This window comes from Bacillus sp. FSL H8-0545, from assembly GCF_038006105.1.
Lineage (GTDB): Bacteria > Bacillota > Bacilli > Bacillales > Bacillaceae_G > Bacillus_A > Bacillus_A cereus_U.
In genome coordinates this window covers 1,985,763-2,011,318 of the sequence record NZ_JBBOUO010000001.1, presented here as the reverse complement: position 1 = coordinate 2,011,318, position 25,556 = coordinate 1,985,763, and the positions used below count along the sequence as shown (strand labels likewise).

Below are 25,556 nucleotides of genomic sequence, written 5' to 3'. Positions count from 1 at the left end.
GAGCTCTAACGGTCGAACAATATCGTTTTCATAATTGCAGCATATTCACGCACATACGCTTTTTTCTTAGAACGAATCGGTGTTTCAGCAGCTAGTGCTTCCATCTTTATCCCTAAACGCTTTGCAATTATTTTCGTTCGATATAAATGATACGTATTACTTACAACTACCGCATGCTTTACATCATATAAATCCATACTAAACTTTAAATTTTCATACGTATTTGTAGAGCGGTCTTCAATTAAAATACGATTCTCATCTATACCATGTACCATTAAATAGTTTCGCATACTGTGAGCTTCCGGTATATCTTCATCTTCCCCTTGACCACCTGAAACGATTACTTTCACCTCAGGGTGAGAATATAAATATTCTAGCGCCACATCCAAACGGTTTTGAAGAGATAAAGAAGGCCTATCTCCAAATAACTTTGCACCTAATATAAGAACGTATGGAGAGTGATTACTCAATTTTTCACGAGCAACTTTATTCATTCGAATCGTCATATAAATGATGTATAGCGGAGGTAGTAATAAGATTATAAGCAATATCCATTTGTTCATAAATAAGTTAACACTCCCTTTCTTTTTATTATATAGAAAAATAAAAGGAGGCAGAAGTATTTTTTAAACAATTGATTTATTAGACACATTCGCTTTCATTTTACGTTTTGAAATTACATAATAAAAAGCAATCCCTAATGATAGGATCAATATAAAGCTTAGTACGTAAAACGGGATCATTACCCCGGCTTTAGATACGCCTGCCGTAAACAACATAAATAATACAATTCGAATTCCTGTACCAATTAGTCGAAATAAGCTGTCCACACGTCCCATTAATTCATTTGGGATTTCTTCCATCATCAATACATTTCTCGCCACTCTCGTTCCAGCATTTCCAATCGCATGAAAAATCGCAAGTCCATATAATAACATAATGGAAGGCTCAATAATCATTGCGGTAATTGAAATTACATAAATAAACATCGTCATAACGATTGAAACTTCTATTTTGACATATTTCATCATGATTGGAATACTTATTCCCGCAATAACAGCCCCTACACCATACATCATACCTTCTATCGCGTATACAGAGGCACTAGCTTTGAGTATATCTGAAATATAAACTGGGATTAAATAATTTGCCATCATAACACCGATAAACGGCATATAAGTGGCAAGTAAAAACCAAAAGAACTTAGGACGTTTTTTCATAAAATGAATACCTTCGAACAATTGCTTCTTAAATGTTACTTTCCGTTTTACTTCTTTTTTCTTTACATACGGTATACATAAGAAAAGAAAAAATGCTCCTGCAAAAGTTAACATATCTACTAACAAGATCCATTTCAAAGAAATGATCTCAATTAAAAAGCTAGCAGCTGCCCCTGAAATAACTTGCGTTAATTGTCCTTGTATTTCCATCGTGCCGCTTAAACTTTTATAATGCTCAGATTGAAATATTTCTTGGTTGAATGCAAAAATTGTAGGATAGAATAATAGATAATAGAAAGAACCCGCTATATAAATAATAATGTAATGAATAGAATTATATGATTGCCCAGCAAATCCCCAAATAGCCATCATTCCTATAATCGCTATCCCGATACCTTCGTTACATAACAACAAATATTTTCTTGAAAAACGATCTATACTTTGCCCAATAAATGGCGTTAATAAAAACATTATGAGAGTTGCAACGATAGAAACATAACCAAATGTCGTCTCTCCTCCACTTTCCCTAATCAATAGCCATGGAATCGTAATCATAACAATCCCAGAACCAATAGCAGATAAACTATTGGCTCCTAGAATGTAATACAAACGAGAATCATGATAAAGAGAGGACATATCACTCAACTCCTAATTGTTTTTTCACCTCTTTATATACGCTCATATATGCTTTTAATTCTTTAACTAAATCATGAATTAATGGTTTTGCATCTTCTCCAAGTTCACCATCTTGCACATGTAATCCATCAAGTACTACTTGTTTTGGGATTGCATTTGCGTAAACGCCTCTAGCGACAGTGCGCATACTATTTAATGCGTTTATTCCCCCTTTACCTCCTCCAGCAACTGCTAGCAATGCGACAGGTTTATGGATGAATTCACTGCTACTTAAGTAATCTAACGAATTTTTCAGCGCTCCGCTCATCGCATTATGATATTCTGGTGTACATAGTACTACACCGTCTGCAGCTTTCACTAAAGCTTTTAATTTTTTTACTGCCTCTAATTCACGTTGTGATTCTTCTCCATTATATATAGGCAATTCCGCTACTGCTAAATCGTATAACTCCCCTTCAAATTGATCTGCAATATATTTTGCCACCACGCGAGTTCTTCCAAATTTTCTTGGTGTACCATTAATTACGACTAGCTTCATAACCATTTCTCCCCTTTGTTTTCAAATTCTACCTTTATATTATCAGAAATTTCTATACAAAATACAGTAAAAAGAGGTAAAAGCTTTCATAAAATAGTATGAGAAATAAAAAAAGAACTCATACTTTCGTATGAGTTTCACAAAACTAATTTTTCACAACCTCATGTCCACCGAATTGATTACGAAGAGCTGAGACAACTTTCCCATGGAATGTATCATCTTCTTGAGAACGGTAGCGCATAAATAATGACATTGCAATAACTGGTGCCGCTGCTTGTAGTTCAAGCGCAGTTTCAACAGTCCATTTCCCTTCTCCTGAAGAGTTCATTACCCCTTTAATACCATCAAGTTTTGGATCATCTGCAAATGCCTTTTCAGTTAAGTCCATTAACCAACCACGGATAACCGATCCGTTTGCCCATACTTTTGCAACATCTTCATAATTGAAATCAAAATCACTTTTATCTAACACTTCAAATCCTTCAGCGATTGCTTGCATCATTCCATATTCAATACCGTTATGAACCATTTTTAAGAAATGACCACTTCCAACGCGTCCTGCATAAGAATAACCGTTTTCTACTGCTAAGTCTTTAAATAACGGTTCTAATTGATCATAGATTTCTTTTTCTCCACCAACCATTAAGCACGCACCGTATCTAGCTCCTTCTACACCACCTGATGTACCGATATCTACGTAATGTAAGCCAAAGCTTTTCGCTTCTTCAGCACGGCGCAACGTATCCTTATAGAATGAATTTCCACCTTCAATAACGATATCGCCTTCCTCTAATAATGGATATACATCTTTTAGTACTGACTCAACAACTTCTCCTGCAGGTACCATTACCCAAATTGTACGAGGTGCTTCTAGTTCAGCGATCATTTCTTTTAATGTATGACGTGCAGTAATCCCTAGTTTTCCTGCCTTTTCAACAAGCTCATTATTTACATCGTATACAACTACTTCATGCTTGTCTTCATGTAAGTGTTCAGCTAACGGGAATCCCATTTTTCCTAATCCAATTAAACCTAGTTTCATATTAATCAATCTCCCATTCTATACAAATATATTTAATAACGAAATTAGTCCAAGTGCTACAACAGATAGTATTGTCTCCATTGCAGTCCATGTTAATAATGTTTCTTTCACAGTCATTCCGAAATACTCTTTAATCATCCAAAATCCAGAATCGTTCACATGTGATAATATTAATGACCCTGCTCCTGTTGCAAGTGCCAGTAACTCTACATTCACTCCTGGTGTACTTGCCGCAATCGGTGCCACTATTCCTGCTGCTGTCATCATGGAAACAGTAGCAGAGCCAGTCGCGATTCGAATAAGTGCAGCAATTCCCCACCCTAATAATATTGGTGAAATATGTGATTCTTTCGCCATCTCCGCAATTGTAGTTCCAATTCCAGAATCTAATAACACTTTATTAAAGGCGCCACCTGCACCGATAACTAACAGTATGTTTGCAATTGGGCCTAAACAATCATTTGTGACTTGTAAGACTTTGTCTTTAGAAAACCCTTTTGCATAGCCAAGACTAAAGAAAGAATATATCGTTGCAATTAATAATGCGACTATTGGATCTCCAATAAAGTGCAATACTTGTGCAAGTTGGCTTGTTTTATTTAATGCTACTTCCGCTATCGATGCACCTAGCATAAGAAATACTGGAAGTAAAATAGTAAACAATGTATTTCCGAAGCTAGGAAGTTCCTTCTTCTTATCTCTTTCAATAAATTGCTCCGCTATATCTAATGGTACTTCTTTATGTATACGAGCACCGATCCATTTCCCGTAAAGCGGACCTGCAATTATTGCAGTTGGAAGTCCGACAATTAATGCATATAAAATTGTCTTCCCTACATCTGCTTTAAATATACCTACCGCTGCCATAGCTGCTGGATGCGGTGGAACAAGTCCGTGTACCACCGAAAGACCTGCTACTAGCGGAATACCGATTGTAATAAGTGATACCCCTGTTTCTAACGCAATTGTAAATACTAACGGAATTAATAGTACAAATCCAACTTGGAAAAATACCGGAATCCCTACTATAAATGCAACGAACATCATTGCCCAGTGAACACGCTTTTTCCCAAAACGTCCAATTAATGTGTTAGCAATTCGTTCAGCACCGCCAGACTCAGCCATCATTTTTCCAAGCATTGTTCCTAAAGCTAAAACAATCGCCAAAAATCCTAACGTATTACCAAGACCTAATTTAATAGAATCGATAATCCCTGGATGTTGTGGTGAAGTTCCAATTAAGGGCATCCCCATTGCTAGCCCTACACCGATTGCTGTTAAAATTAACGCGACAAATGGATGCCATTTTACTACCGTAATTAGTAAAAGTAATATGACAACAGCCGCTAGTATGATCCCAACTACCATTTCTCCCAATCCCCCTATTGTTTACGTTGGAAAGCAGCTATACAATCAAATTCTTCTTTCAAACGATTGTAAAGTCGTTCATACATATAAAACATCTCTAAATATAAAGCCGTATTTTCTTTATTCGGTACATGGTGATGGACAATATCAATCCAATCCTTCACCTCTTCAAGCGAATCCATTTTCCCAATTGCATACAAAGCAAGTGCCGCTGCCCCAAGCGCAGATGCTTCATGACTTTCTGGAACAAGCAATTCTTTCCCCATCATGTCAGATAACATTTGTCTCCAAAATGCAGACTTTGCAAAGCCTCCTGAAACACGTATTTCAGAAAGTGGCCCCGTACAATCACGAATGGCAAGTGCAACTGAATACACACTCATACAAACTCCTTCCATGACAGCTCGTATGAAATGTTCACGTTTATGCTGAAGGTTAATTCCAAAGAATGTACCACGAGCATTTGCATTCCAGTAGGGTGCACGTTCTCCAGATAAAAACGGTAAAAATAGCAATCCCTCTGCTCCAGCTGGTACACTTTCTGCATACTTAATTAATAAATCATAAGGATCAATCCCAAGCTTCCTTGCAACTTCTTGCTCTGGACTACCGAATTCATCACGTAGCCATCTTAATAAAATCCCACCATTATTCGTCGGTCCACCGATTACCCAGTGCTCATCTGTTAATGCGTAACAAAAAGTTCTTCCTTTTTCATCTGTATTAACACTTGATGAAATTGTTCGAACTGCTCCACTTGTTCCAATCGTAATTGCAGCTGAGCCAGGTGATATTGCACCGACACCTACATTTGCAAGAACACCATCACTTGCACCAATAACAACTGGAGTATCCTCACTAATCCCCATCTTTTGTGCTAATTCCGGCTTCATTCCCGATAAAATATATGTAGTCGGTACAGGTGTTGATAATTGTTCTGGTGACATATTTAACATAGTTAAAACATCTTCATCCCAGTTTAATGTTTCTAAATTAAATAACCCAGTAGCAGATGCGATAGAATAATCAACTACATAGCGTGAGAACAATTGATAAATGACATACTCTTTAATAGAAATAAATTTATGAGCAGTTCTGAATAAATCCGATTCTTCTTCTTTCATCCACAGTAACTTAGAAAGTGGTGACATCGGATGAATTGGTGTACCAGTTCTTCTATAAATGTCATGACCATTCATTTGTTGTAAAAGTTTTTCTGATTGTTTTGTGCTTCGATTATCTGCCCAAATGATAGAGCGCGTTAACGGCGCACCGTTTTCATCTACTGCAATTAAGGCATGCATTGCTGTACTAATCCCGATAGAAGAAATATCTTCCGGTAACACATTACCCTTCTCGATGGCAACGCTTACAGTTTTGTATACAGCAGCACATATTACATCAGGATCTTGCTCCGCCCATCCGACGTTCGGTTGAATGATTGGATAATCAATTGCATGTGAAGCAACGACTTTTCCCTTTTCAGTGAATACAACCGTCTTCGTACTAGTGGTACCGATGTCAATCCCGATTACTCTCCCCCTTGTTTCCATGCGAATCTTCCCTTCGTTTCTAGCAAAATGCGATCTAGTAAACCGTTTACATGAATTAGTATATAAAATATTTTTTCATAAATCAAGTTTTAGAAAGAAAATTTTTTTCATAACAAAAAAATAAACCCCTTCATTCCATTTCATTTACATACTAAAATTAGCTTTTCCGTGCGGTAAAGTTGCATTATATTCGTTTTGCAACACACTCTTTTCCTCTCATTAACAACACATACATAGTCCTTCCATACTTTCTACTCATTTGCATGAAAAAGGAGTTAAAAAGCAATTACCACCAATACGTAAATTTTGTGCATTTTGCTCTTTTTATTGCTTTAGGTTCACTAGTTCTTTTATCTTGATGGACATAGAGCACGGCTCCCTACTATCACTTTTTTACCTTGTAAATATATGTTCCATACTATAAAATCTAATAGTATTTATATTTTTCAGAAAAATCAAAACAAAATATAAACTTTATTGTATAATGTTGTAAAAAGATGTCGGAGGGATTTAATGTTAAATAAAATATCTCAATTCACAATAAAACTTTCATCAATTCTTTTATCACTCTTACTATTACTAAATTTACCTTATTTATTTATCACTCAACAGGGATTCACTTTTCAACCAATTCATTTTTTTAATCAGATCGTTACTATGTTAAAACAGGTTTTCTCACCTGAATCATTAGTGGTTATAGGATCAGACCCGAAATTTGGTCATTTCAAAAAGACACCATTATTTCCAACTGTTTTAGAACCTTACCTCTATTCATTTACTGTATTATTTGTAGCCTTTTTGCTTGCACTCTTTCTATCATCTAGTATGGCATTTTTTTATTTTTTAGCAAAAGATTATATAAAAAAATGGATAAACCGAATTGTATTCATATTAGAAGCTGTCCCTGATATGATGATGATGATTTGTTTGCAAATATTTTTCATATGGGTACTTCAGAAATTCGGGGAATCTCCTGTCACCATTATTTCTTTTAATGAAAATCGAGCTTATTTACTCCCTATTTTATCTTTAGCAGTCTTACCTACATTACAAATGTTTCGGATGATGGTGTTATACATAAAAGAAGAACATGAAAAACATTACGTAGAGGTTGCATATGGAAAAGGACTTTCATCAAGTTATATACTATGCATTCATTTATTCAAAAATATATCTATCCACTTCTTTCACCATTTAAAAACGATTTTTGTTTTCTTACTTTCTAACTTATTCATTTTAGAATTTGTTTTTAATATGGAAGGCATTATTCAATTTTTATTTAAGAAGGCGTTTATTTCACCTCCAGCTGCATTTATCATACTTGTTATGATTATTTTACCGTTTTATGCCATTTTTCAAATAATCTCATTCATGATGAATAGATGGCAAAAGCAATTGAAAGGAGCAGCATTATGAAATCTATTTGGAAATCAAAACGATTTTTAATCGGGTTTACTTATCTATTCATACTTGTTTCAGCTAGTTTTATTTATAGTTGGTTCTTTAAAGATAACATCCCAAAACCTCCTCAGTTACTTTACAATGACAATAACGAATTACTTGGAAAGGCCCCCTTTTCGCCATCGTTAATGCCGCCTTTTGGATCTGATCGTTTTGGAGAGTCTGTTTTCTTACAAATTGTAGAAGGAGCAAAATTCACCATTTTATTAGCCGTGGCAATTAGCTTCTTTCGAATTTTATGCGGAACATGTATAGGAATCCTCTTGAGTTTATACGCTCCAAGATTCAAGAGATTTTTCCAGGCATGCTCAGAAGTTTTTTATTATATCCCAACTCTATTTATCGCATTCATACTCATCACGCCCGTTAATATTGTAATTACATCAAATGCTGATAGATTAGATCCAAATATTTCATTTACGTTTTATCAAGTTCTCGTACTTATTTTCGTCGCTCTACCTACACTTTCTTTATATATCTCCTCAGAGGTTGATGAATTTATGAAACGAGATTACATTTTAAGTTCACAATTACTGGGTGCTAGCCGTTTTCATATTATCAAAAAACACTTACGAGTCTTATTACTTGATCGCTTATTTGTGTTATTTATGGAACATATCGTCCAAACACTCATACTCGTTATCCATTTAGCGTTGCTTAACATTGTAATTGGCGGGATACAAATGCGGGAACTCTATGACGGAGTGCCCAAACCTGTTTCTCTATCTAATGATTGGGCAGGTCTTATTGGATTAAATCGTTATGAAATGAATCTTTCATGGTGGGTTATTTTTTATACTCTCATTTCATTCTTTATTACGATTCTTTTTATTAAGCTTATGACAATCGGGATTCAAGATGCACTGAAAGCAAGAGATTCGCAAGTTGTAGCAATTCAAACCGTTCCAGATCATAAAAAATTTGTTGAAAATAAAGATTCTTTTTCGTTTGCAAATAAAGTGAACTTTTAATCATGTCTCATCAATTAAGTATTAATTGGCATTGATATTAGTAGAATATAAAAAAGATGATCCCTATTGAATACGAGGGATCATCTTTTTTATGCCGTCTAACTTTTTTAAATGTCCTTTGCTAGACTCATGCTTTTTATATTTAAAGTGAATTATTTGCAATCACAATTATGCTGTTTAAAATCGATTACCATACGTCCTTGAATTCTACCTTGTTCCATTTCTTCGAATACATTTTGTACTTTATCTAGAGAACACGTTTGAACAACTGGCACTACTTTTCCTTCTGCGCCGAACATAAATGCCTCCTCCAGATCCTTACGAGTACCAACTAGAGAACCAACTACTTCAATCCCGTCTAATACAAGTCGTGGAATGTTTAAATCCATAGTTTCTACTGGTAAACCTACCGCAACTACTTTACCGCAAGCACGTACTGCATCAACTGCTGAGTTGAAGGCTACTTTAGAAACTGCTGTTACTACAGCAGCATAAGCACCACCAAACTCCTCTTGAACAATTTTATCAGCAGGACCTTGAGAAATCGGATTGATAGTCATATCAGCACCAACTTCTTTTGCTAAGGCTAATTTGTCGTCATTGATATCTACTGCAATTACCTTTGCACCAAATACGTTTTTAGCATATTGAATAGCTAGGTTACCTAATCCACCACAACCATAGATTACGATAGATTGACCAGGTTTAATGTCTGATACTTTTATAGCTTTATATGTAGTTACGCCCGCACATGTGATTGATGATGCTTGAGCAGGATCTAATCCTTCTGGTACCTTCACCGCATAATCAGCTGTAACAATACATTGTTCAGCCATACCACCATCTACTGAATAACCAGCATTTTTCACTTCACGGCAGAATGTTTCTCTCCCCGTTACGCAATATTCACAACGTCCACAAGATTGGAACATCCATGCAATACTTACACGGTCACCTATCTTTAGTGAAGTAACATCATCAGCAATTTTAGTAACAATACCTACACCCTCATGACCAAGGATGCGGCCATCGGTGTTTCCAAAATCATGATTCGCAACGTGTAAATCAGTGTGGCAAACTCCACAATACTCTACATCTACTAGCGCTTCACCCGAGTGTAACGGACGTAATTTTTTTTCAATAACTTCAATATTTGCTTTGCTGTTTTTATTAACTACTACTGCTTTCATATGTGATCTCCCCTTTAGTGTTTTAGAGTTTTAATGAGTTTATCTCACAACTACTGTCCTCACTATTTTGGCTAATTATTGTACCAAATTTAAGTGTTCAATCATCATTACAGGTTCATCATAACATGGAATTTTATAAACAAATCGCGAAATATTGAACAATATTTGAATTATTACATAAAGGCTTTTTGATGTATTTAAAAGGAAAATCTGAAACTTTATTATATCTACATTTGAATTTATCAAGCTATTCTTTTGATTTTAAATGTGAAGTAATATGATGAAAAAATATAAAGAGTATAGAGGTTGAAAAAATGAATGGTTGTAAAGATGGGAGATTATGACTATAAGTAAAACGTTTCAAACAATTTTTTTGTAGTTCATCTTGGGGTATTTACTTTTCTTAGCTTGATTGTGATGGGATATCACCGATTTGGCTTTTACGGGCAGTTAATCTCCTACCTAACTTCCTCGCCTGTGCCTAATTTTGAGGCGGGAGTCTTACTGCCCACAAATAGCGGGATAAAACTAATTAAAAGGCTAAAGATGAACATGTTGCGTATTTCTACGGACAAGTAGATCTTGAGGATACATCAACAAACTAAAAAGCTCTTCATTTGAAGAGCTTTTTATATTCGCTTCATTGAAATTGTTTCACGTATGCTTTGTAAATTTTGCAGTGTTTCCTCCTGTCGTTGCAACGACAAACCCACATACAAAGTATCTAATAAACTAAGCTGCGCTAATCGTGATGAACTTGCTTCTGTACGAAATTCAGTCTCACGCGTCGAAGTATATAGCGTTATATGAGCAAGTTGGCTTAATGCCGATTTTTGATAGCTCGTAATCGCAATAATGCGAGCTCCTTTTGCTTTTGCTACTTCTAATGCTTCAAGTAATCCTTTATTACTGCCTGAATGAGAAATTGCAATGACCACTGCTTCTTTTGTCAGCAAGCCAGCTCCCATAATTTGAAAATGAGAATCCGTATGGGCAATACAAGAAATACCCGTTCTCATAAACTTATGATAAGCATCCATCGCAATAATACCCGACCCACCATTTCCATAAAACTCAATTCGTTTTGCTTCATTCAGCGCACTTACTGCCTGTTCCAACGCGTTATCATTTAACAAATGTAATGTATCTTGCAGTCCTGTAATATGTGAATGAAAAACTTTTTTAGCAACAGTGACCATATTATCTTCTACCGATACTTCCTCATGAATGTTTTGCATCGGAGTATGTACAATCTCACGAGCTAATGTAATTTTCAGGTCTTGAAACCCTTGAAAACCTAGGTGTTTGCATAAGCGGAATATCGTTGCTTCAGAACTATTCGTAACTTCCGCTAACTCCGTAATCGATTTATGTACAACATCTTGTGGATGTTTCAAAATATGTTCGGCAATACTTCGTAATTTCGGTGATAAACCATTTAACGAAGCCTGAATCTTTCCAATCCCACTTTTTGTACCAGGCATATCGTATCTTCCCCTTCCATAGTAGCTATATCCCGTATTAACGGGCAGTAAGACTCCCACCTCAAAATTCGATGAATGCAAGGGAGTTAGGTGGGAGATCAACTGCCCGTAAAAACCCGATTGGTTCAACTAATAATCAGCGGGGATGGCCCCCCCACTGATTAAAGTTTCACTTTATTGTACCTAATTATCGAAAGAAGAAAAACCTTTATTCGGCATCTCTATACATTTTAATTTCTCATATGTATTCTTCCGTAGCATATGACACAATTATTCATACTTATTTCTAGTTTTCCCCATGCTTTACTGCGTATAAGGCAGCTTGTGTGCGGTCATCTACTTCCAATTTAGCCAATACGTTAGAAACATGTGTTTTAACCGTTTGTTCTGTAATATGAAGCTCCGCTGCAATCTCCTTATTACTCCTTCCTTTCGCAATTTCACGAAGTACTTCTTGCTCCCTTTTCGTTAACATGGAAAAAGGATTCTCTTTTTCTTTCTTGACTGCTGACCGTCCTAATAGTGCAGGTGTTACTTTCGGGTGAAAATTCGCATTTCCTTGATATACCGCAACAATTGACGCAACGAGTTGATCTGGCTGCACCTCTTTTAATTGATAACCATCTGCCCCAGCTTCTAATGCTGGTAAAACGTAATCTTGTTCTGAAAAACTGCTGAGCATAAGAATTTTTATTGTCTCATCGTATTGTTTTATACGTTTTGTCGCTTCAATACCATCCATTTTCGGCATTGATAAATCCATTAATACTACATCTGGCCTTTCTGTTTGGACGAATGTTAATGCTTCTTCACCATTTTCTGCTTCCCCAATAATTTCAAATTCCTCTCTCGTTTTCAAAAAGAATACGAGTCCCCTTCGAACGATATGATGATCTTCTACAAGTAATAATTTAATTTTCACTGATGTTCTCCCTCTCAAACCGGTAATTGAATTTCTATCTTTGTCCCCTTTTCCGGTTCTGCTTTTATTCGAAAAATTCCCCTCATTAATTCAATTCGTTCTTTCATACTTTTCAAACCAAGTGCTGACTCTCTTACTTGATCCTGTATAAATCCTATACCGTTATCTTCTATGTAAAAGTGCAGCTTATTATCTTCAATCCTTAAATAAACACATACTTTTTCACACGAAGCATGCTTTTTACAATTATGTAATGCCTCTTGGCTTATACGCCATAAAACTTCTTCTATTTCATCTTCAATTAAAACCATTCCATCAATTCGAACTTCCACTTGAATCCCTAACAGTTTTCCGTAATTTTGAATCGCTTCTGCTAAACCTTTCTCTAATCCTTCAGGCCTTAATTGCCAAATCAAAAGTGTCATCTCCTGCAATGCTTCCTGTGATAATTCTCCAATATAACTTAACATCTCTTGCAAGTCTCTATCCTTCGTCATATTTAGAGTCCCTTTCGCTGTTAGCATAATTGAAAATAACAATTGTTTAACGGAATCATGTAGGTCACGTGCAAGTCGATTTCTTTCAGCTACTACTACATATTTTCGTTCTTTCTCAACTAATTGAATACGTTGTATTGTCGTTCCAATTTGAAATGCAATCGCTTCTAATAACGCTAACTCTTCCTCAGAAAAATGTGTTTTATGGGGCGAGGCTACATTTAATAAACCAAATTTCTCTGATCCAGATCTTAGCGGGATTGTCGCATGATGTGTAACATCTTCGGTCTCTCCCCAATTACATTCAATCGCATCCTCTATTCGTTTACATTCAATAATATTTGTCGCTTTTTCCAATCTTCCATTCACAAAACGTTCTACACACCAACAATCTCCTTCACACATCGGCTTCTTTTCCTGCCACGTAAGAGCTGGGGGTAAGTTTTGGTCTACAAGCATACGATGCTTTCCACTTTCATCAATAAAGAATATCCACCCTGTTTGTAAATTCATAACTTGTAATAATGTATGTAACACTTTTTCTAACATGTCCTGTAAATTCGTTGCTTCATTTAGCAATTCCGCAATTTCTTTTAATGCTTCTAAACGATGCATCTCTTTTTCATCTATGTTCATTCTCATCACCAACTACCATTATAACATTAAGAAATTTCTAAATACTACAAACAAAAAGAACTGAATTCCTTCAGCTCTTTTTTAGGAAATATCCCATACAGTGCATTCAAATCTGCTGATTTGCAAATCTAAATTCTAAACCAAAACAGAAATTAGCTAGTTTTCATTAACTGTCTGATAAAGATTGTCCCACATGGATATTTTGTAAACTTTCAGTAGTAACGAACATATTCGCTGCTGGCATTTGTACTTGATTTTTATGGAACATAGACATTAATTCAAATCTTACTTGCCTTGAAGTTTCAAAATAATCTTCTGGCCTAATCAAACCTGTAATACAAAATTCATATCCAACATATTTAAGGTTAGGGTTTAAGTCTGTAACACCAACATATTTAAATGGTTCAACAGCTTCATCCTCTACTCTATAAAGACTTTGATCCAATTTTTCATTACACATAACACAGACCTCTTCTAACAATTCCTTAACTCTTGTAGGATCTTCCTGATAACTTACCGTGATGCGTTCAATAACTCGCATCCATCCTTTATTAAAATTTTGTATCGTTCTAATCTCTCCGTGTGGTATGGTAAGGAGTTTTCCTGACCATTCACGAATTTGCATAAAACGAATACTAATTTCCTCAATAGTTCCTGAATTTGTTCCGTTAAAAGTAACAAAATCGCCAACACGAAACTCTTTGTCCGCTAATCTTGCAAAGCCTAATATTACATCTTTTAGCATCTGTTGTGCAGCAAAACCGATGACAACTCCCGCTATCCCTGCGCCTGCAATAATACTTTTTATATCTACAAATTGACTAATTAAATATATGATCAGACTGATGATAATGATATACCTAAAAATAGATCGAATTACACTTTGAATCGTCTGCTCTACCTCTTCATCAAAAAAGCTTGATTTTCTAAAAAACCAATCAATAATGCGGTTTATGACAAAAGAAATAATCATAAGAACTAAAGCAAATAGTAAAAACCTTAAAAGTAAAAACTCCCTTACATAATTAAAAAACTCCTCAGTATACGTTAATAAACTCATCTATCCACTTCCTTACTAATGAAAATTTCATGCAGAGCTAATCTATTGTAAATACTTATTGATTATCTCAAAACTTGTTTTCAAAACATCTTTCATCCTGATCTTAAATCGCACTTTCTTAACTATGTATTTGTATTCATTGTTCATCTTCAACAATATAACCCTTTAATCAATCTTTCAACTTCAGATGTTCTTTTCTATTTACTATAACCCTTTTTAATCCCCTAAAGGGATATTACAATAGAATTTTTTTATAAACGCCTTTCTTTTAAGTCCGCAATACTCACCTCGTTACAAGGAATATTTTCACATTACACCGAATAGTTCATTTCATACTATTTTTACTCACGGAGGTTACAAGCAATGGGATATATCGAAGAACTAAGAAAGGTTGTTGGATCAAGACCACTCAATCTAGCAGGAGTTGCTGTAGCTGTTTTTAATGAACAAGGACAAATATTACTCCAACAAAAACTAAATGGCATTTGGGGTGTTCCTGGAGGTGTTGTGGAACTTGGTGAATCCACAGAAGAAGCTGGCAGACGAGAAGTGCTTGAAAAAACAGGTATTGAAATTGGTACACTTCAGTTAGTAAGTGTATTTTCAGGTAAAGAGTTTTTTGTGAAATTAGCGAACGGAGATGAATTTTATCCTATAACAATCGCTTACCTTTGCAAAGACATTAAAGGTGGCTTGCTAAAAGCTGATGGAGTTGAATCATTACATGTACAATTTTTTGATTTAAATGGGCTACCAGAAAACATTAGCCCGTTCATTAAAAAGTTAATTCAACAGCAAGTCGTCTCTATTTAAATGTGAAAAAGAGACCTTTTTGAAGGCCTCTTTTTTTCACTTCACTTCTGCATGTAAACAAGATTTAAAATGTCCAAGTGCATATTCATGTCCTTGCGCATTAAAAGATGCAACTGCTTTTTCATAAACCACAATTTGAAACCCTTTGTTATAAGCATCTACTGCTGTATGAAGGACACAAATATCTGTACATACACCTACAAGATGCACTTCCTCTATTCCTCTTTCTCTTAGCTTCATTTCTAAATCCGTTCCTGCAAAAGCACTGTAACGTGTTTTGTCCATATAGTATACATTCTCAGCATTTTTATATTTTTCGTATACATCTTGTAATTCACCAAACAAGTCTCTTCCATTTGTACCTGCTATATTATGAGGTGGAAACAATTTCGCTTCAGGATGATATACATCATTGTCTTCATGTTTATCGATCGCAAATACTACGTAATCACCTTTTTCAATAAATTGTTTCGTTACACTCACAAGTTCCTTCTCAATTTCTTGACCTGTTTTTCCGCAAGTTAAAGCACCTTTTTCAGCTACAAAATCATATGTATAATCAATATTTATAAGAGCTCTTTTCATAACTACAATCTCTCCTTCTTCTGTTTCACAGTAAACAATAGAAAATTTGTTATTACGACATCGTATGTACTATTCGACATTACAAATGAAATACCTACATTTCCCTCTCAATACTTACCTTAATCCGAGTTTATCCTACAATCGGTACACAATGACAAAACATACAGTTCCTATTATCAAGTCATGGATTTGATAACTTAACTTAATTTAGATACGAACAAACCGATTCACATCTTCAACCTCTTTCACTTTCGTAGTAGTAAAGAGTAATTTCTTACTATTCATACGTACTAGAAAGTGAAACAAATTATTCTCAACAACCTAATTCTATCCAAATTAAAAAGTACACTACCACTTTAAGTAATGTACTTTTTATCCATAATTAAGACGCAGGCTTCGTTTCAAACGTCGCTTGATTAAAGCTAATGACTTTTCCTTTCGGGTCATTGTTTTCAAACTGAGCTGCGGTAATCGTATGACTACCTGTCTCAAGTGTCTTTTCTTTTAATTGTACTGTTGTCTGTGTTGTACTAGTTACTTGATGTTTATCTGCAAATATTTGATCTACAAATACGAATGTTTCTTTATCGTTTTGAAAATTAGAAAGTTCTAATTCAACTTGCTGAATTAAAGTATCTTTTTTGATAAATACAGTCGGTATATTGCCATTTTCAGAAGTACCATCTGGCGTAGTTACTTTTACTTTCCCTTCTCCGATTGGCACTGCTCCTTCTGGAAATACGACCATATTCTCATCACTTGCATTTACAACTTGTTCTTCCTGATTTGACTGTGCATCTTCTTTTTCCTTTGGAGCACCACAGCCTACTAATAACAATACAGACAATCCAGTGATTATGAATTTCTTCAAAATTCATCCCCCCTGTAATTTCATTATAATTTATTATACAAAAATAACTTCTTAATTTTAAAACTAGTTTTTAACACTTTCATGAACAAATATTAGCTTGCTCACGATTACTGTACCATACTTTCATTTTAAGAACATTAATTTTTTTAAAGAAATAAATAGTAATTTCACCTTATTCATCATTTTAGCCCAATTCATTAAAAAAATATCCACTCAAAATAAAAAGACATTGTTATTTCAATGTCTTTTCCACATAGCATTTAAAAAATAAATGTTGTGATCTCATCTACTTCTTTTCGAGAAAGTTTCTTCGGCTTATCTTTCGGATAGCCGAGTGAAATTACCATATTAATTTGTTTTTGAGGCTCAATTTGTAAATATTTTCGCAGTTCATCTTGAGCTAATAATACAGGTCCTGTCATTGGACAAGTGCCAAGTCCTCTCGCATGTGCAGCCAACATTAAGTTTTGTGCTGCTAAACAGCTACTCTTAATTCCTTCCTCTTCCCATACTGAATCAGGAACGAAGGCAATTGGGTCAAATATCTTTTCACGAAATTTTGACTCGTAAGGCGTTGCTAAACATACAATTAACACTGGCGCCTCCGAAAAAGCAGTTGCATAAGGTCCAAATGAACGTGTTAATAACTTACCTGCTTTTTCTTCTCCATTTTCTGCCGCCCTTGCTGCGAGTTTATGTAATGCATCCCATGTCATTTGTTCAATTTCTTTAATTTTCTCTCGATTCATAATGACCAAGAACTCCCACGTTTGTGAGTTCGTATCACTCGGTGCATAACGAGCACAATCAATAATTTCTTTTATATCACTAGTGGATACTTCTTGTTCTGTAAACTTTCTAACACTTCTTCTACCGTGAATTACTTCTTTAAAATCTTCATAATTCATACATTAAATCCCCTTTTTACAGCGTTTTCAAAATTTGTCCTACGGTTGAATTATATCATGAAAAAAAGCTGGGGGAATACCAGCTTTTTCCCTCATTATTAATTTGTCACTTTAAACAAACTAATACTTTCTTCATATGCAGCTTGTAGTTTTTTCGTAATTGGTCCTCTTTCGCCGCTTCCAAACTTCTCATCACCAATTTGAACAACAGGGAATATTTCAAGTGGTGTCGCTGTAAAGAAACATTCGTCAGCCTCGTATACTTCTTGCAATGAGAATTCACGCTCTTCTACTTCAATATGTAAAACTTTTGCTAATGTAATAACGTAGTGGCGAGTAATGCCGTGTAGAATGAAATTATCGGCCGGATGTGTAACTAATTTATTATTTTTCACCATAAAGAAATTCGAATGACACCCTTCTGTTACAACTCCATCTCGTACTAATATCGCTTCTTGATACCCTTGCTCGTTTATTTTATTTTTAATCATGATATTAGGTAGAAGGTTTAAAGATTTTATATGACAGAACTTCCAGCGTATATCCTCTTCTACAGTAACCTTTATTCCTTGTTCCATAGTAGTAGTAGGTCTTGGAAACGAAACAATATTCGCAAAATATGTTGGCTGTAAATCTTTTTCATACACATGATTTCGAGCTTGAGCTCCACGTGATATTTGAAGATACACATTCCCATCCTCTTGAAATTGATTTCTTTCAATCATTTGATGAAGTTCTTCAACTAACTCTTCCTTTGTAAACGGCGGAACAATATTTATTTCCCTCATAGATTTAAAAAAGCGTTCCAAATGTAAGTCTAATAAATGAGGCTTCCCATCATATAGCCTAAATACTTCATATATGCCATCACCAAATTGGAGTCCTCGCTCTTCTAACGCAACCATTGGCTGTTCTTCTTTCGTATTTTCAATTCTTCCGTTAAACAAAATCCAATCTTTATGAGTAGCTTTCATTCCTTCCCACTCCTTTATTCCATGATTGGTTTTATTGTACAACTTATCCACACTTAAAAGAAGGAATTTTCTGTATTTAACTCAACAAAAAAGTACATCACCTATTTAAAGTGATGCACTCAACCATTCATTTATTTCAAAAAATATTTTTCAATATCATCTAGCATTAAGTTTGCAGCTTTAATACCGCCTGCTGTATTCCAAATTACTTCATCCACTTGGAATACTTTATTGTCTTTAGAAGCCTGTAGCTGCTTAAAGAGTGGGTCTTCTGTCCATTCTTTTGCTAACGTGGTTCCTTCGTTATTCTTATCTGCATCTTTATCAGATGTGAAGTAAAATAAGTAGTCCCCATCCATATTCGGAATTTGCTCTTTTGTAATTCCTTTTATCGCAAATTCATCTTTATCTTGTAGTGGTGGTCGCTTAAATCCAATATCATTTAAAACAACACCTGAGAATGAGTTTTTCTGATAAATCCGAACATCACCTGGTACGAAGCGAATAATAGAAACTTTAGAATTCAATTTATCTCCTAACTTCTCTTGTATTCCTTTAATACGTTTTTTATAATCTTCAAGAGCCTTTTGCCCTTCTTTTTCTTTATTTACAGCTTTTGTATAGAGCGTAAAGTTTTCCTTCCAATCCCCGCGCAATGTTTCAGCATATACAGTTGGCGCTATTTCGTTCAATTACTCATATATTTTTTCATGACGCATTTTATTCCCGATAATTAAATCCGGCTTAAGCTTCATAACTGCCTCTAAATTAATATCACGCTCAGTTCCTACAACTTTCGTATCTTTTAACTCTTTCGCTAAATGAGGATACCATTCATCACCAGCACGTGGTTTTGTAGTTCCAACTGGCGTTACTCCGACAGCTAAAAGTGCCTCCGCACCTTCATTTGTTAAAACAACAACTTTTTTCGGTGTCCCATTTACTGTCGTTTCGCCCATTGCATGCTTGATACTATATGAATCTTTTGCCTTTACCGATGTATCGTTTTCTTTCTTCTCTTCTTTACCACACCCTGCGATTATGACCATTAGTAACATAATACAAAGTATAAGCATATTTTTAGTTCGTGTCATATGCCCTCCTAGTTGAAAGTGATTATCAATAACGTTTAAAAGAGTAATGTATATCTTACATATTGTCAATACATATATCAGAAAACTTTTAAATATATATAATTTAGACACTCTTCCCCATTCGAAATACATATATATCCGTCTTTAACCCTCATTTTTTCATTCGAAACATTTGAAAAATCAATGACCATAAGAAAGTAATTATTATTCCAGTCAACAAATAACATAAGTAATACAAAAACATGTCTCCATCTTATCATTTCAGCAATAAGATGGAGACATATTCAATTATATTTTTCAATATTGATTATATTTAATATATGATGGATCATTATACACCCACTGATTTCCACCAAGGTTCAACCAACCGTTTTGATTAATATATACTAAATAAGATTCCGGGTTATTTAATTTACGAATAACTGAAGAAGATGTTGATGGACCACTTCTTAAATTCACATTCGTTCCTTGAATATATGCGACACCAATTGCGCTTCCATCACTATTGCTCGTCTTTACAAAATTAATGTACGAAGGATCATTATACACCCATTGTCCATTTCCTAAGTCTAACCATCCGTTACTTTCCTGATATACGACATACGATTCTGGGGAGTTTAGTTGACGAATAACTGAAGAAGACGTTGATGGACCACTTCTTAAATTCACATTTTTTCCAAGGATATAAGCAATCCCCTTCGTTTGTGGTGTTGGCTGCGGGTTTGGAGGTTGTGGATTTGGAGGATTCGGATTTGGAGCTACTCCAAAAATAGCTGCTATTCCGTTTACATACGCTTGACTTAGATCTTCAATAAATTGTGGATTTTTCAATAAATTAGCATCAAATGTAGTATCAATAAAGGCAGTCTCTGTTAATATTGCATCCATTGCAGTCTCTCTTAGTACCGCATAATTTGCTTTTTTGGCTCCTCGGTCACGAAGGCCGTATTTTGTTAATACAGGATTGACTGCTGCATGCATTTTTTGTTGCTTTTCATATGCGGAACTACTATTAGATAGCGCGTTGTAAATATAACTTTCAAATCCAGTTCCACCGCCACTATTAATGTGAAATGAGATAAAATAATCTGCACCAAATGAATTAGCAATATTAGCACGTTCTGATAAAGAGATAAACACATCACTATCACGTGTCATTTTAATATTGATTGGGTAATTTGCAGATAAAATATCTCGCACACGTCTAGCAATTTGAAGTGTTAACTCTTTTTCCACTAACCCATTACCAACAGCACCAGAATCATACCCACCATGCCCTGCGTCTATAACAAGTTTCATATATCTTTTTCGTTCCTTTCTTTATTGTAATAAGCTTTCATTTCTACTCGTCCTATTTTATGTTAATTGTACAAGTTCCGTTACAAGTACAAATAAAAAACCCCCTTATGCAAGGGGGTTTCTATCACTTTTTTTTAACCAATTTAAAATGAATATGTATGATTGATAGTGGATGTAACGTACGCAAAATAAAAGACACAAAAGGAACATTCCAACACCGCCATATAGCAAACCAAACTTCAAAAAGATGTTCAAAAGAGGCGGGAAATGAGATGCGTTTTGTAATACAAATAACATGCAAAACAAAATTACAAACACAGGTATATATTGTAATTCATATGGCCTTCTCTTCTTATACATTTTTTTTCGAATGAAAATCTGGCATAACTCTGCTACAATAAAGCAACTTCCAACTAATGCAAGACCAGCAGTCATTGTCATACGTTCACCTACCCCATATTCATTTCATCAAGCAATCAATATTCACTATATTTTCTTTACATATATTCCATTTTCCTCAATAAAACCAGATCCCTCTATGAAAGAGTTAGCTTGTTCTGTAAATACCTCATGCAATACTTTTATTTCTTTCACATTTCTCTGTTTCATCATTTCTTCAAATGTAAAATACGTATTTGTCCCGTATCCATAACCTTGATAATCAAAATGAATAATTAACTGTGACAAAATAGCACTCTCTTCTTGAACGCTATAATCTATTACACCAATATATGTATCATCAACCTTTACACAATGCTGAACCTTTTTCTCATCTAAGCTGTGTGAGTGAAACATTTCTTTTACAGCGCTTTCATTTTCTGTATTTACTTTCTCAAACGTAATCATATGTTGTCCATCCTTTTACTATTATTGTATCAATAATAAATGCAATTTATGAAAAAAACCTTAAGATCAAATGCGACCTTAAGGTTTTTTATTAAACTAAGCTATACGCACGCTTTGTTTCTTCGTGGAACTTATTCGTATCGTATTTATGCTCAACATAAATTTGATGCCATACCATAAACGCAAGTACAGTCCAAATTTTACGGCTATAATCGCCTTTATCTGCACAATGTGCTTCCAGTAAGTTTAATACATACTGTTTTTCGATTAAATGCTCAGTTTTGCTTTCTTTAATAATATTTACAGCCCAATCGTGCATTTCATCTTTTAACCAGTGACGAATTGGTACTGGGAATCCAAGCTTTTTACGATCTAACACGTGATCCGGAACAATTCCACGAGCAGCTTCACGTAATATAGCTTTCGTTGTTCCGTTTGCAATTTTAAATTCTGTCGGAATTTTAGATGCAACGTCAAATACTTCTTTATCTAAGAACGGTACACGAAGTTCTAATGAATTTGCCATCGTCATTTTATCAGCTTTTAATAAAATATCGCCGCGTAACCATGTGAACATATCAATGTACTGCATTTTACTTACATCATCATAATCTTTAATTTCGTTATACAATGGTTTCGTGATATCCATATAGTTAACACTTTCATCGTAATACTTCATTAATTCAGCTTTCTCTTCTTCACGGAAGATTTTCGCATTTCCATAGTAACGCTCTTCGATTGGCGTACATCCACGCTCTAAGAAGCTTTTTCCTTTAAACCCTTCTTTAAGAGCACCACTTAATGCCTTTAGAACACTCTTTCCTGGGCTAGGAATGTAAGAGAACATTTTTAAAGAGTTTGGCTCACGATAAATGTTATATCCACCAAATAGCTCGTCTGCACCTTCACCAGAAAGAACAACCGTTACATGTTTACGCGCTTCTTTCGCAACGAAATACAATGGTACAGCTGCTGGATCCGCTAAAGGATCATCCATATGCCAAATGATTTTTGGGAACTCATCCATAAATTCTTGCGCTGTAATGAATACGTTATGGTTTTTAACTCCTAATTTCTCAGCAGTTTCTTTCGCAACATCAACTTCACTGAAACCGCGTTGTTCGAAACCAATAGAGAATGTTAATAGATTTGGATTCATTTCTCTTGCGATAGAAGCAATAATAGATGAATCGATACCACCAGATAAGAAAGAACCTACTGGTACATCACTACGCATATGTACTTTTACAGAATCGTATAATACATCACGAATTGCTTGGATATGCTCCTCTTTCGTTGCGCTTGAAGCGTTGAAATAAGGATTCCAGTAGCGATGGATTTCCATCTCTTTACCGATTTCTTTTACGAAGTAATGACCAGGCTCAATTTTGTTAACATCAATTGTTAATGTTTCTGGCTCTGGACCATATTGGTACGTAAAGTAGTGTTGTAGTGACTTTGGGTTTACCCCTTTGTCTTCCATTACATGCATAATACTTTTCTTCTCAGATGCGAAGAATGTAGTATCACCTTGTTGTGCAATGTATAAAGGTTTAATACCGAAGTGGTCACGTGCACCGAAAAGTTTCTTTTCTTCACGATCCCAAATCATAAATGCGAACATACCACGAAGGTAGTCTACACATTTTTCTTTCATATGTGCATACAATGCAATAATAACTTCTGTATCCGATTGTGTAGCAAAAGTTGCACCTTTTTCAAGTAACATTTCACGTAGTTCTACATAATTGTAAATTTCACCATTAAAAATAATTACATATCGATCATTTTCATAAGTTAGCGGCTGATGTCCTGCCTCTAAGTCAATGATACTTAAACGGCGGAAGCCAAATTGTACATGTTCATCACGAAAATATCCTTCGTCATCTGGACCGCGGTGGAAAATCATCGTGTTCATATTTTCAAATTGATGTTTTTCTGTTTCTGAAAACCCTCTAGGGTTTTCACATAAACATCCTACAAAACCACACATACTTCTTACCCTCTTTCGGTTTTCATTCTGTTTCTATACTATATATCAACCCTATTTATACTAGCATAATCAACTGAATATGGCGACCAAAAACTATAAAAAACTCACTCCATTTCACATTTTTAACAATTTTTTATGAAAACATGAAAACTAGGCACTCACCTTTCTCCGCTTTTGTCATATGATATTGCAAATTGATTTCTAGGAGGTAATACCATGAGTGAAGAAAAAAAAGATTCTTCTCGCCCACCGGTTCGTAATTATTTAAAGCAAATTGATGATTTTTTCGAACAAACACCTCTTCGTGGCGTAATTGCTGATTTAAATCATTTTTTCCAAAAAGGAAACCGTTTATTAACATTCCCAGTAGATTTATACGAAGTTGGTGACGAACTCGTCGTTACAGCCGAACTACCAGGTATACAAAAAGAACAAATTCAAATTGAAATACAAAGCGAATACTTAAAAGTCTCTGTAAAAGAAGATATACTTGAAGAGACAGAAGAAGAATCTTCTCACAATTATTATCGCCGAGAACGTTCCATTTCAGAAGCGTCAAGAATTATTAAGTTACCATATTTAATTAATAAAAAAACAGCGAAAGCTTCTTATCAAAACGGTGTGTTAGAAATTCGCGCACCGAAACTACCACAACAGCATGACATATTATCCATAGACTAAAAGACAAAAAAGAAGGGTGCTAAGCACCCTTCTTTTTAATCAGCTAATCGCTTCATATCACGTATAATATCTTCGTATGGTGTATTACTAATACCACTATATTTTTTCATTACTTTTCCATTTTGATCGACTAAGAAAAATGATGTTCCGTGAATAACTTGCCCATTCTCTGGTTTATCTACAAGCGATTGGAAGTTATCTTTTGAAAACTTTGTAATATCCTCTAGTGAATAACCTGTTAACAAGTTCCAGTTACTTGTATCTTCTGTAAACTTTTGAATGAAAGCTTTCAAATTTTCTGGTTTATCAAGGTCAGGATCTACACTAAACGAAACAAACTGAACATCCAATTTCTCTTCCTTAGCCATTTTTTGTAATTTAGCCATATTAGCAGTCATTGGCGGACAAACCGTTTGACAGTTTGTAAACATGAAATCAGCTACCCAGACTTTCCCTTTTAAATCTTTTGTACCAAACGGCTTTCCTTCTTGATTTGTGTATTGGAAAGTTTCCAAATCCCAGTTTAATGGTTTACGTAATTTTGAACCTGAACTGCTACAACCGGCAAGTACAAAGAGACAAAATACAACCATAAGACCAATTAATTTTTGATAACGCTTCATTATTAAACCTCTTTTCTCTATCCTTAATTTATGTAAGTTATGTATATCATAACAAAAGTAAATACTATGAGAAAATTGTTTACTTCATTTGTTCACGAAATCGTACGAATTTACGTATGTTACTTCTTTATTTCAAGCTAATTACTAGACAAAATATATTTTACCACTATTATTTCTCTAACCATTATTTGCGAAACAAAGTTCATTGTTAAATTTGTAAATAAATCTCCCTATTTTTTTACAATTACTTAAACATTAATCCATGTTAAACACTGTATTCCTTAACAACAT

General features: G+C 34.8%; 24 protein-coding genes and 1 pseudogene. 4 read left to right on the top strand and 21 right to left on the bottom strand.

All coding sequences use genetic code 11. The features are described 5' to 3' along the window. Positions 1–5: 5 nt before the first annotated feature. The 6 genes from MHI07_RS10605 to gntK form a co-directional block, all read right to left on the bottom strand. Positions 6–563, bottom strand: a complete 558-nt coding sequence (locus tag MHI07_RS10605) for a YdcF family protein (protein WP_340823598.1) — start codon at positions 561–563, stop codon at positions 6–8. A gap of 63 nt (positions 564–626) precedes the next feature. After that, complete coding sequence (locus MHI07_RS10600; RefSeq protein WP_340823597.1) at positions 627–1,856, bottom strand: MFS transporter; 1,230 nt, start codon at positions 1,854–1,856, stop codon at positions 627–629. 1 nt (position 1,857) lies between these two features. After that, positions 1,858–2,394: an NADPH-dependent FMN reductase gene (locus MHI07_RS10595; RefSeq protein ID WP_002119042.1), complete on the bottom strand. Its 537-nt coding sequence runs from the start codon at positions 2,392–2,394 to the stop codon at positions 1,858–1,860. A gap of 145 nt (positions 2,395–2,539) precedes the next feature. Continuing rightward, a complete protein-coding gene (gnd, locus tag MHI07_RS10590) occupies positions 2,540–3,436 on the bottom strand; it encodes a phosphogluconate dehydrogenase (NAD(+)-dependent, decarboxylating) (protein ID WP_002119040.1) in 897 nt (298 codons plus the stop codon). An 18-nt stretch (positions 3,437–3,454) separates the two neighbouring features. Further along, positions 3,455–4,804: a GntP family permease gene (locus MHI07_RS10585; protein WP_002157986.1), complete on the bottom strand. Its 1,350-nt coding sequence runs from the start codon at positions 4,802–4,804 to the stop codon at positions 3,455–3,457. Between the two features lie 14 nt (positions 4,805–4,818). Continuing rightward, on the bottom strand, positions 4,819–6,357 hold the full coding sequence (gene gntK / locus MHI07_RS10580) for a gluconokinase (protein WP_340823595.1): 1,539 nt from the start codon (positions 6,355–6,357) through the stop codon (positions 4,819–4,821). A 513-nt stretch (positions 6,358–6,870) separates the two neighbouring features. Here gntK and MHI07_RS10575 point away from each other — a divergent pair. Further along, positions 6,871–7,773, top strand: coding sequence for an ABC transporter permease subunit (locus MHI07_RS10575; RefSeq protein WP_016104747.1), 903 nt, complete (start codon positions 6,871–6,873; stop codon positions 7,771–7,773). Further along, entirely contained in the window at positions 7,770–8,789 is a 1,020-nt protein-coding gene (locus MHI07_RS10570; protein ID WP_340823592.1) for an ABC transporter permease, read from the top strand. Before MHI07_RS10575 ends, MHI07_RS10570 begins: the two co-directional genes overlap by 4 nt. 152 nt (positions 8,790–8,941) lie before the next feature. Here the strand turns inward: MHI07_RS10570 and adhP are convergent, their stop codons facing one another. The 5 genes from adhP to MHI07_RS10545 all read right to left on the bottom strand — a co-directional run bounded on the left by adhP (position 8,942) and on the right by MHI07_RS10545 (position 14,578). Beyond that, a complete protein-coding gene (gene adhP, locus MHI07_RS10565; RefSeq protein ID WP_340823590.1) occupies positions 8,942–9,979 on the bottom strand; it encodes an alcohol dehydrogenase AdhP in 1,038 nt (345 codons plus the stop codon). A 629-nt stretch (positions 9,980–10,608) separates the two neighbouring features. After that, positions 10,609–11,463 (bottom strand): MurR/RpiR family transcriptional regulator, encoded by an 855-nt coding sequence (locus tag MHI07_RS10560; RefSeq protein ID WP_340823589.1) that lies wholly within the window; start codon positions 11,461–11,463, stop codon positions 10,609–10,611. A gap of 286 nt (positions 11,464–11,749) precedes the next feature. Then, positions 11,750–12,385 carry a response regulator gene (locus MHI07_RS10555; protein WP_071745187.1) on the bottom strand — a complete coding sequence of 212 codons (636 nt, stop codon included), beginning with the start codon at positions 12,383–12,385 and terminating at the stop codon, positions 11,750–11,752. Between the two features lie 14 nt (positions 12,386–12,399). Then, positions 12,400–13,497 carry a GAF domain-containing sensor histidine kinase gene (locus tag MHI07_RS10550; RefSeq protein WP_176555907.1) on the bottom strand — a complete coding sequence of 366 codons (1,098 nt, stop codon included), beginning with the start codon at positions 13,495–13,497 and terminating at the stop codon, positions 12,400–12,402. Positions 13,498–13,684: 187 nt separating this feature from the next. Then, complete coding sequence (locus MHI07_RS10545; RefSeq protein WP_340823586.1) at positions 13,685–14,578, bottom strand: mechanosensitive ion channel family protein; 894 nt, start codon at positions 14,576–14,578, stop codon at positions 13,685–13,687. Between the two features lie 363 nt (positions 14,579–14,941). Between MHI07_RS10545 and MHI07_RS10540 the strand changes: the two genes are divergently transcribed. Further along, on the top strand, positions 14,942–15,391 hold the full coding sequence (locus tag MHI07_RS10540) for an NUDIX hydrolase (protein ID WP_340823583.1): 450 nt from the start codon (positions 14,942–14,944) through the stop codon (positions 15,389–15,391). 36 nt (positions 15,392–15,427) lie between these two features. Here the strand turns inward: MHI07_RS10540 and MHI07_RS10535 are convergent, their stop codons facing one another. The 9 genes and pseudogenes from MHI07_RS10535 to asnB all read right to left on the bottom strand — a co-directional run bounded on the left by MHI07_RS10535 (position 15,428) and on the right by asnB (position 23,961). Continuing rightward, positions 15,428–15,976: a cysteine hydrolase family protein gene (locus MHI07_RS10535; RefSeq protein ID WP_340823581.1), complete on the bottom strand. Its 549-nt coding sequence runs from the start codon at positions 15,974–15,976 to the stop codon at positions 15,428–15,430. Between the two features lie 382 nt (positions 15,977–16,358). After that, the gene (locus MHI07_RS10530; RefSeq protein ID WP_002157997.1) at positions 16,359–16,847 is read right to left on the bottom strand and encodes a hypothetical protein; all 489 of its coding nucleotides are present in this window, start codon (positions 16,845–16,847) and stop codon (positions 16,359–16,361) included. 260 nt (positions 16,848–17,107) lie between these two features. Continuing rightward, positions 17,108–17,755 (bottom strand): nitroreductase family protein, encoded by a 648-nt coding sequence (locus tag MHI07_RS10525; protein ID WP_002157999.1) that lies wholly within the window; start codon positions 17,753–17,755, stop codon positions 17,108–17,110. A gap of 98 nt (positions 17,756–17,853) precedes the next feature. Continuing rightward, positions 17,854–18,729, bottom strand: coding sequence for a D-amino-acid transaminase (dat, locus tag MHI07_RS10520; RefSeq protein ID WP_340823578.1), 876 nt, complete (start codon positions 18,727–18,729; stop codon positions 17,854–17,856). 131 nt (positions 18,730–18,860) lie between these two features. Further along, positions 18,861–19,823: pseudogene (locus tag MHI07_RS10515) on the bottom strand (ABC transporter substrate-binding protein). Between the two features lie 297 nt (positions 19,824–20,120). Next, positions 20,121–21,122 carry an N-acetylmuramoyl-L-alanine amidase gene (locus tag MHI07_RS10510; protein ID WP_340823576.1) on the bottom strand — a complete coding sequence of 334 codons (1,002 nt, stop codon included), beginning with the start codon at positions 21,120–21,122 and terminating at the stop codon, positions 20,121–20,123. Between the two features lie 105 nt (positions 21,123–21,227). Beyond that, on the bottom strand, positions 21,228–21,563 hold the full coding sequence (locus MHI07_RS10505) for a hypothetical protein (protein ID WP_340823575.1): 336 nt from the start codon (positions 21,561–21,563) through the stop codon (positions 21,228–21,230). 45 nt (positions 21,564–21,608) lie between these two features. Continuing rightward, positions 21,609–21,968, bottom strand: a complete 360-nt coding sequence (locus MHI07_RS10500; protein ID WP_340823573.1) for a GNAT family N-acetyltransferase — start codon at positions 21,966–21,968, stop codon at positions 21,609–21,611. 91 nt (positions 21,969–22,059) lie between these two features. Next, positions 22,060–23,961, bottom strand: a complete 1,902-nt coding sequence (asnB, locus tag MHI07_RS10495; RefSeq protein ID WP_002148240.1) for an asparagine synthase (glutamine-hydrolyzing) — start codon at positions 23,959–23,961, stop codon at positions 22,060–22,062. Between the two features lie 216 nt (positions 23,962–24,177). Between asnB and MHI07_RS10490 the strand changes: the two genes are divergently transcribed. Continuing rightward, positions 24,178–24,642, top strand: a complete 465-nt coding sequence (locus MHI07_RS10490; protein WP_144506186.1) for an Hsp20/alpha crystallin family protein — start codon at positions 24,178–24,180, stop codon at positions 24,640–24,642. A gap of 35 nt (positions 24,643–24,677) precedes the next feature. Here the strand turns inward: MHI07_RS10490 and MHI07_RS10485 are convergent, their stop codons facing one another. Next, positions 24,678–25,265 (bottom strand): SCO family protein, encoded by a 588-nt coding sequence (locus MHI07_RS10485; protein WP_002202146.1) that lies wholly within the window; start codon positions 25,263–25,265, stop codon positions 24,678–24,680. Positions 25,266–25,556 lie beyond the last annotated feature (291 nt).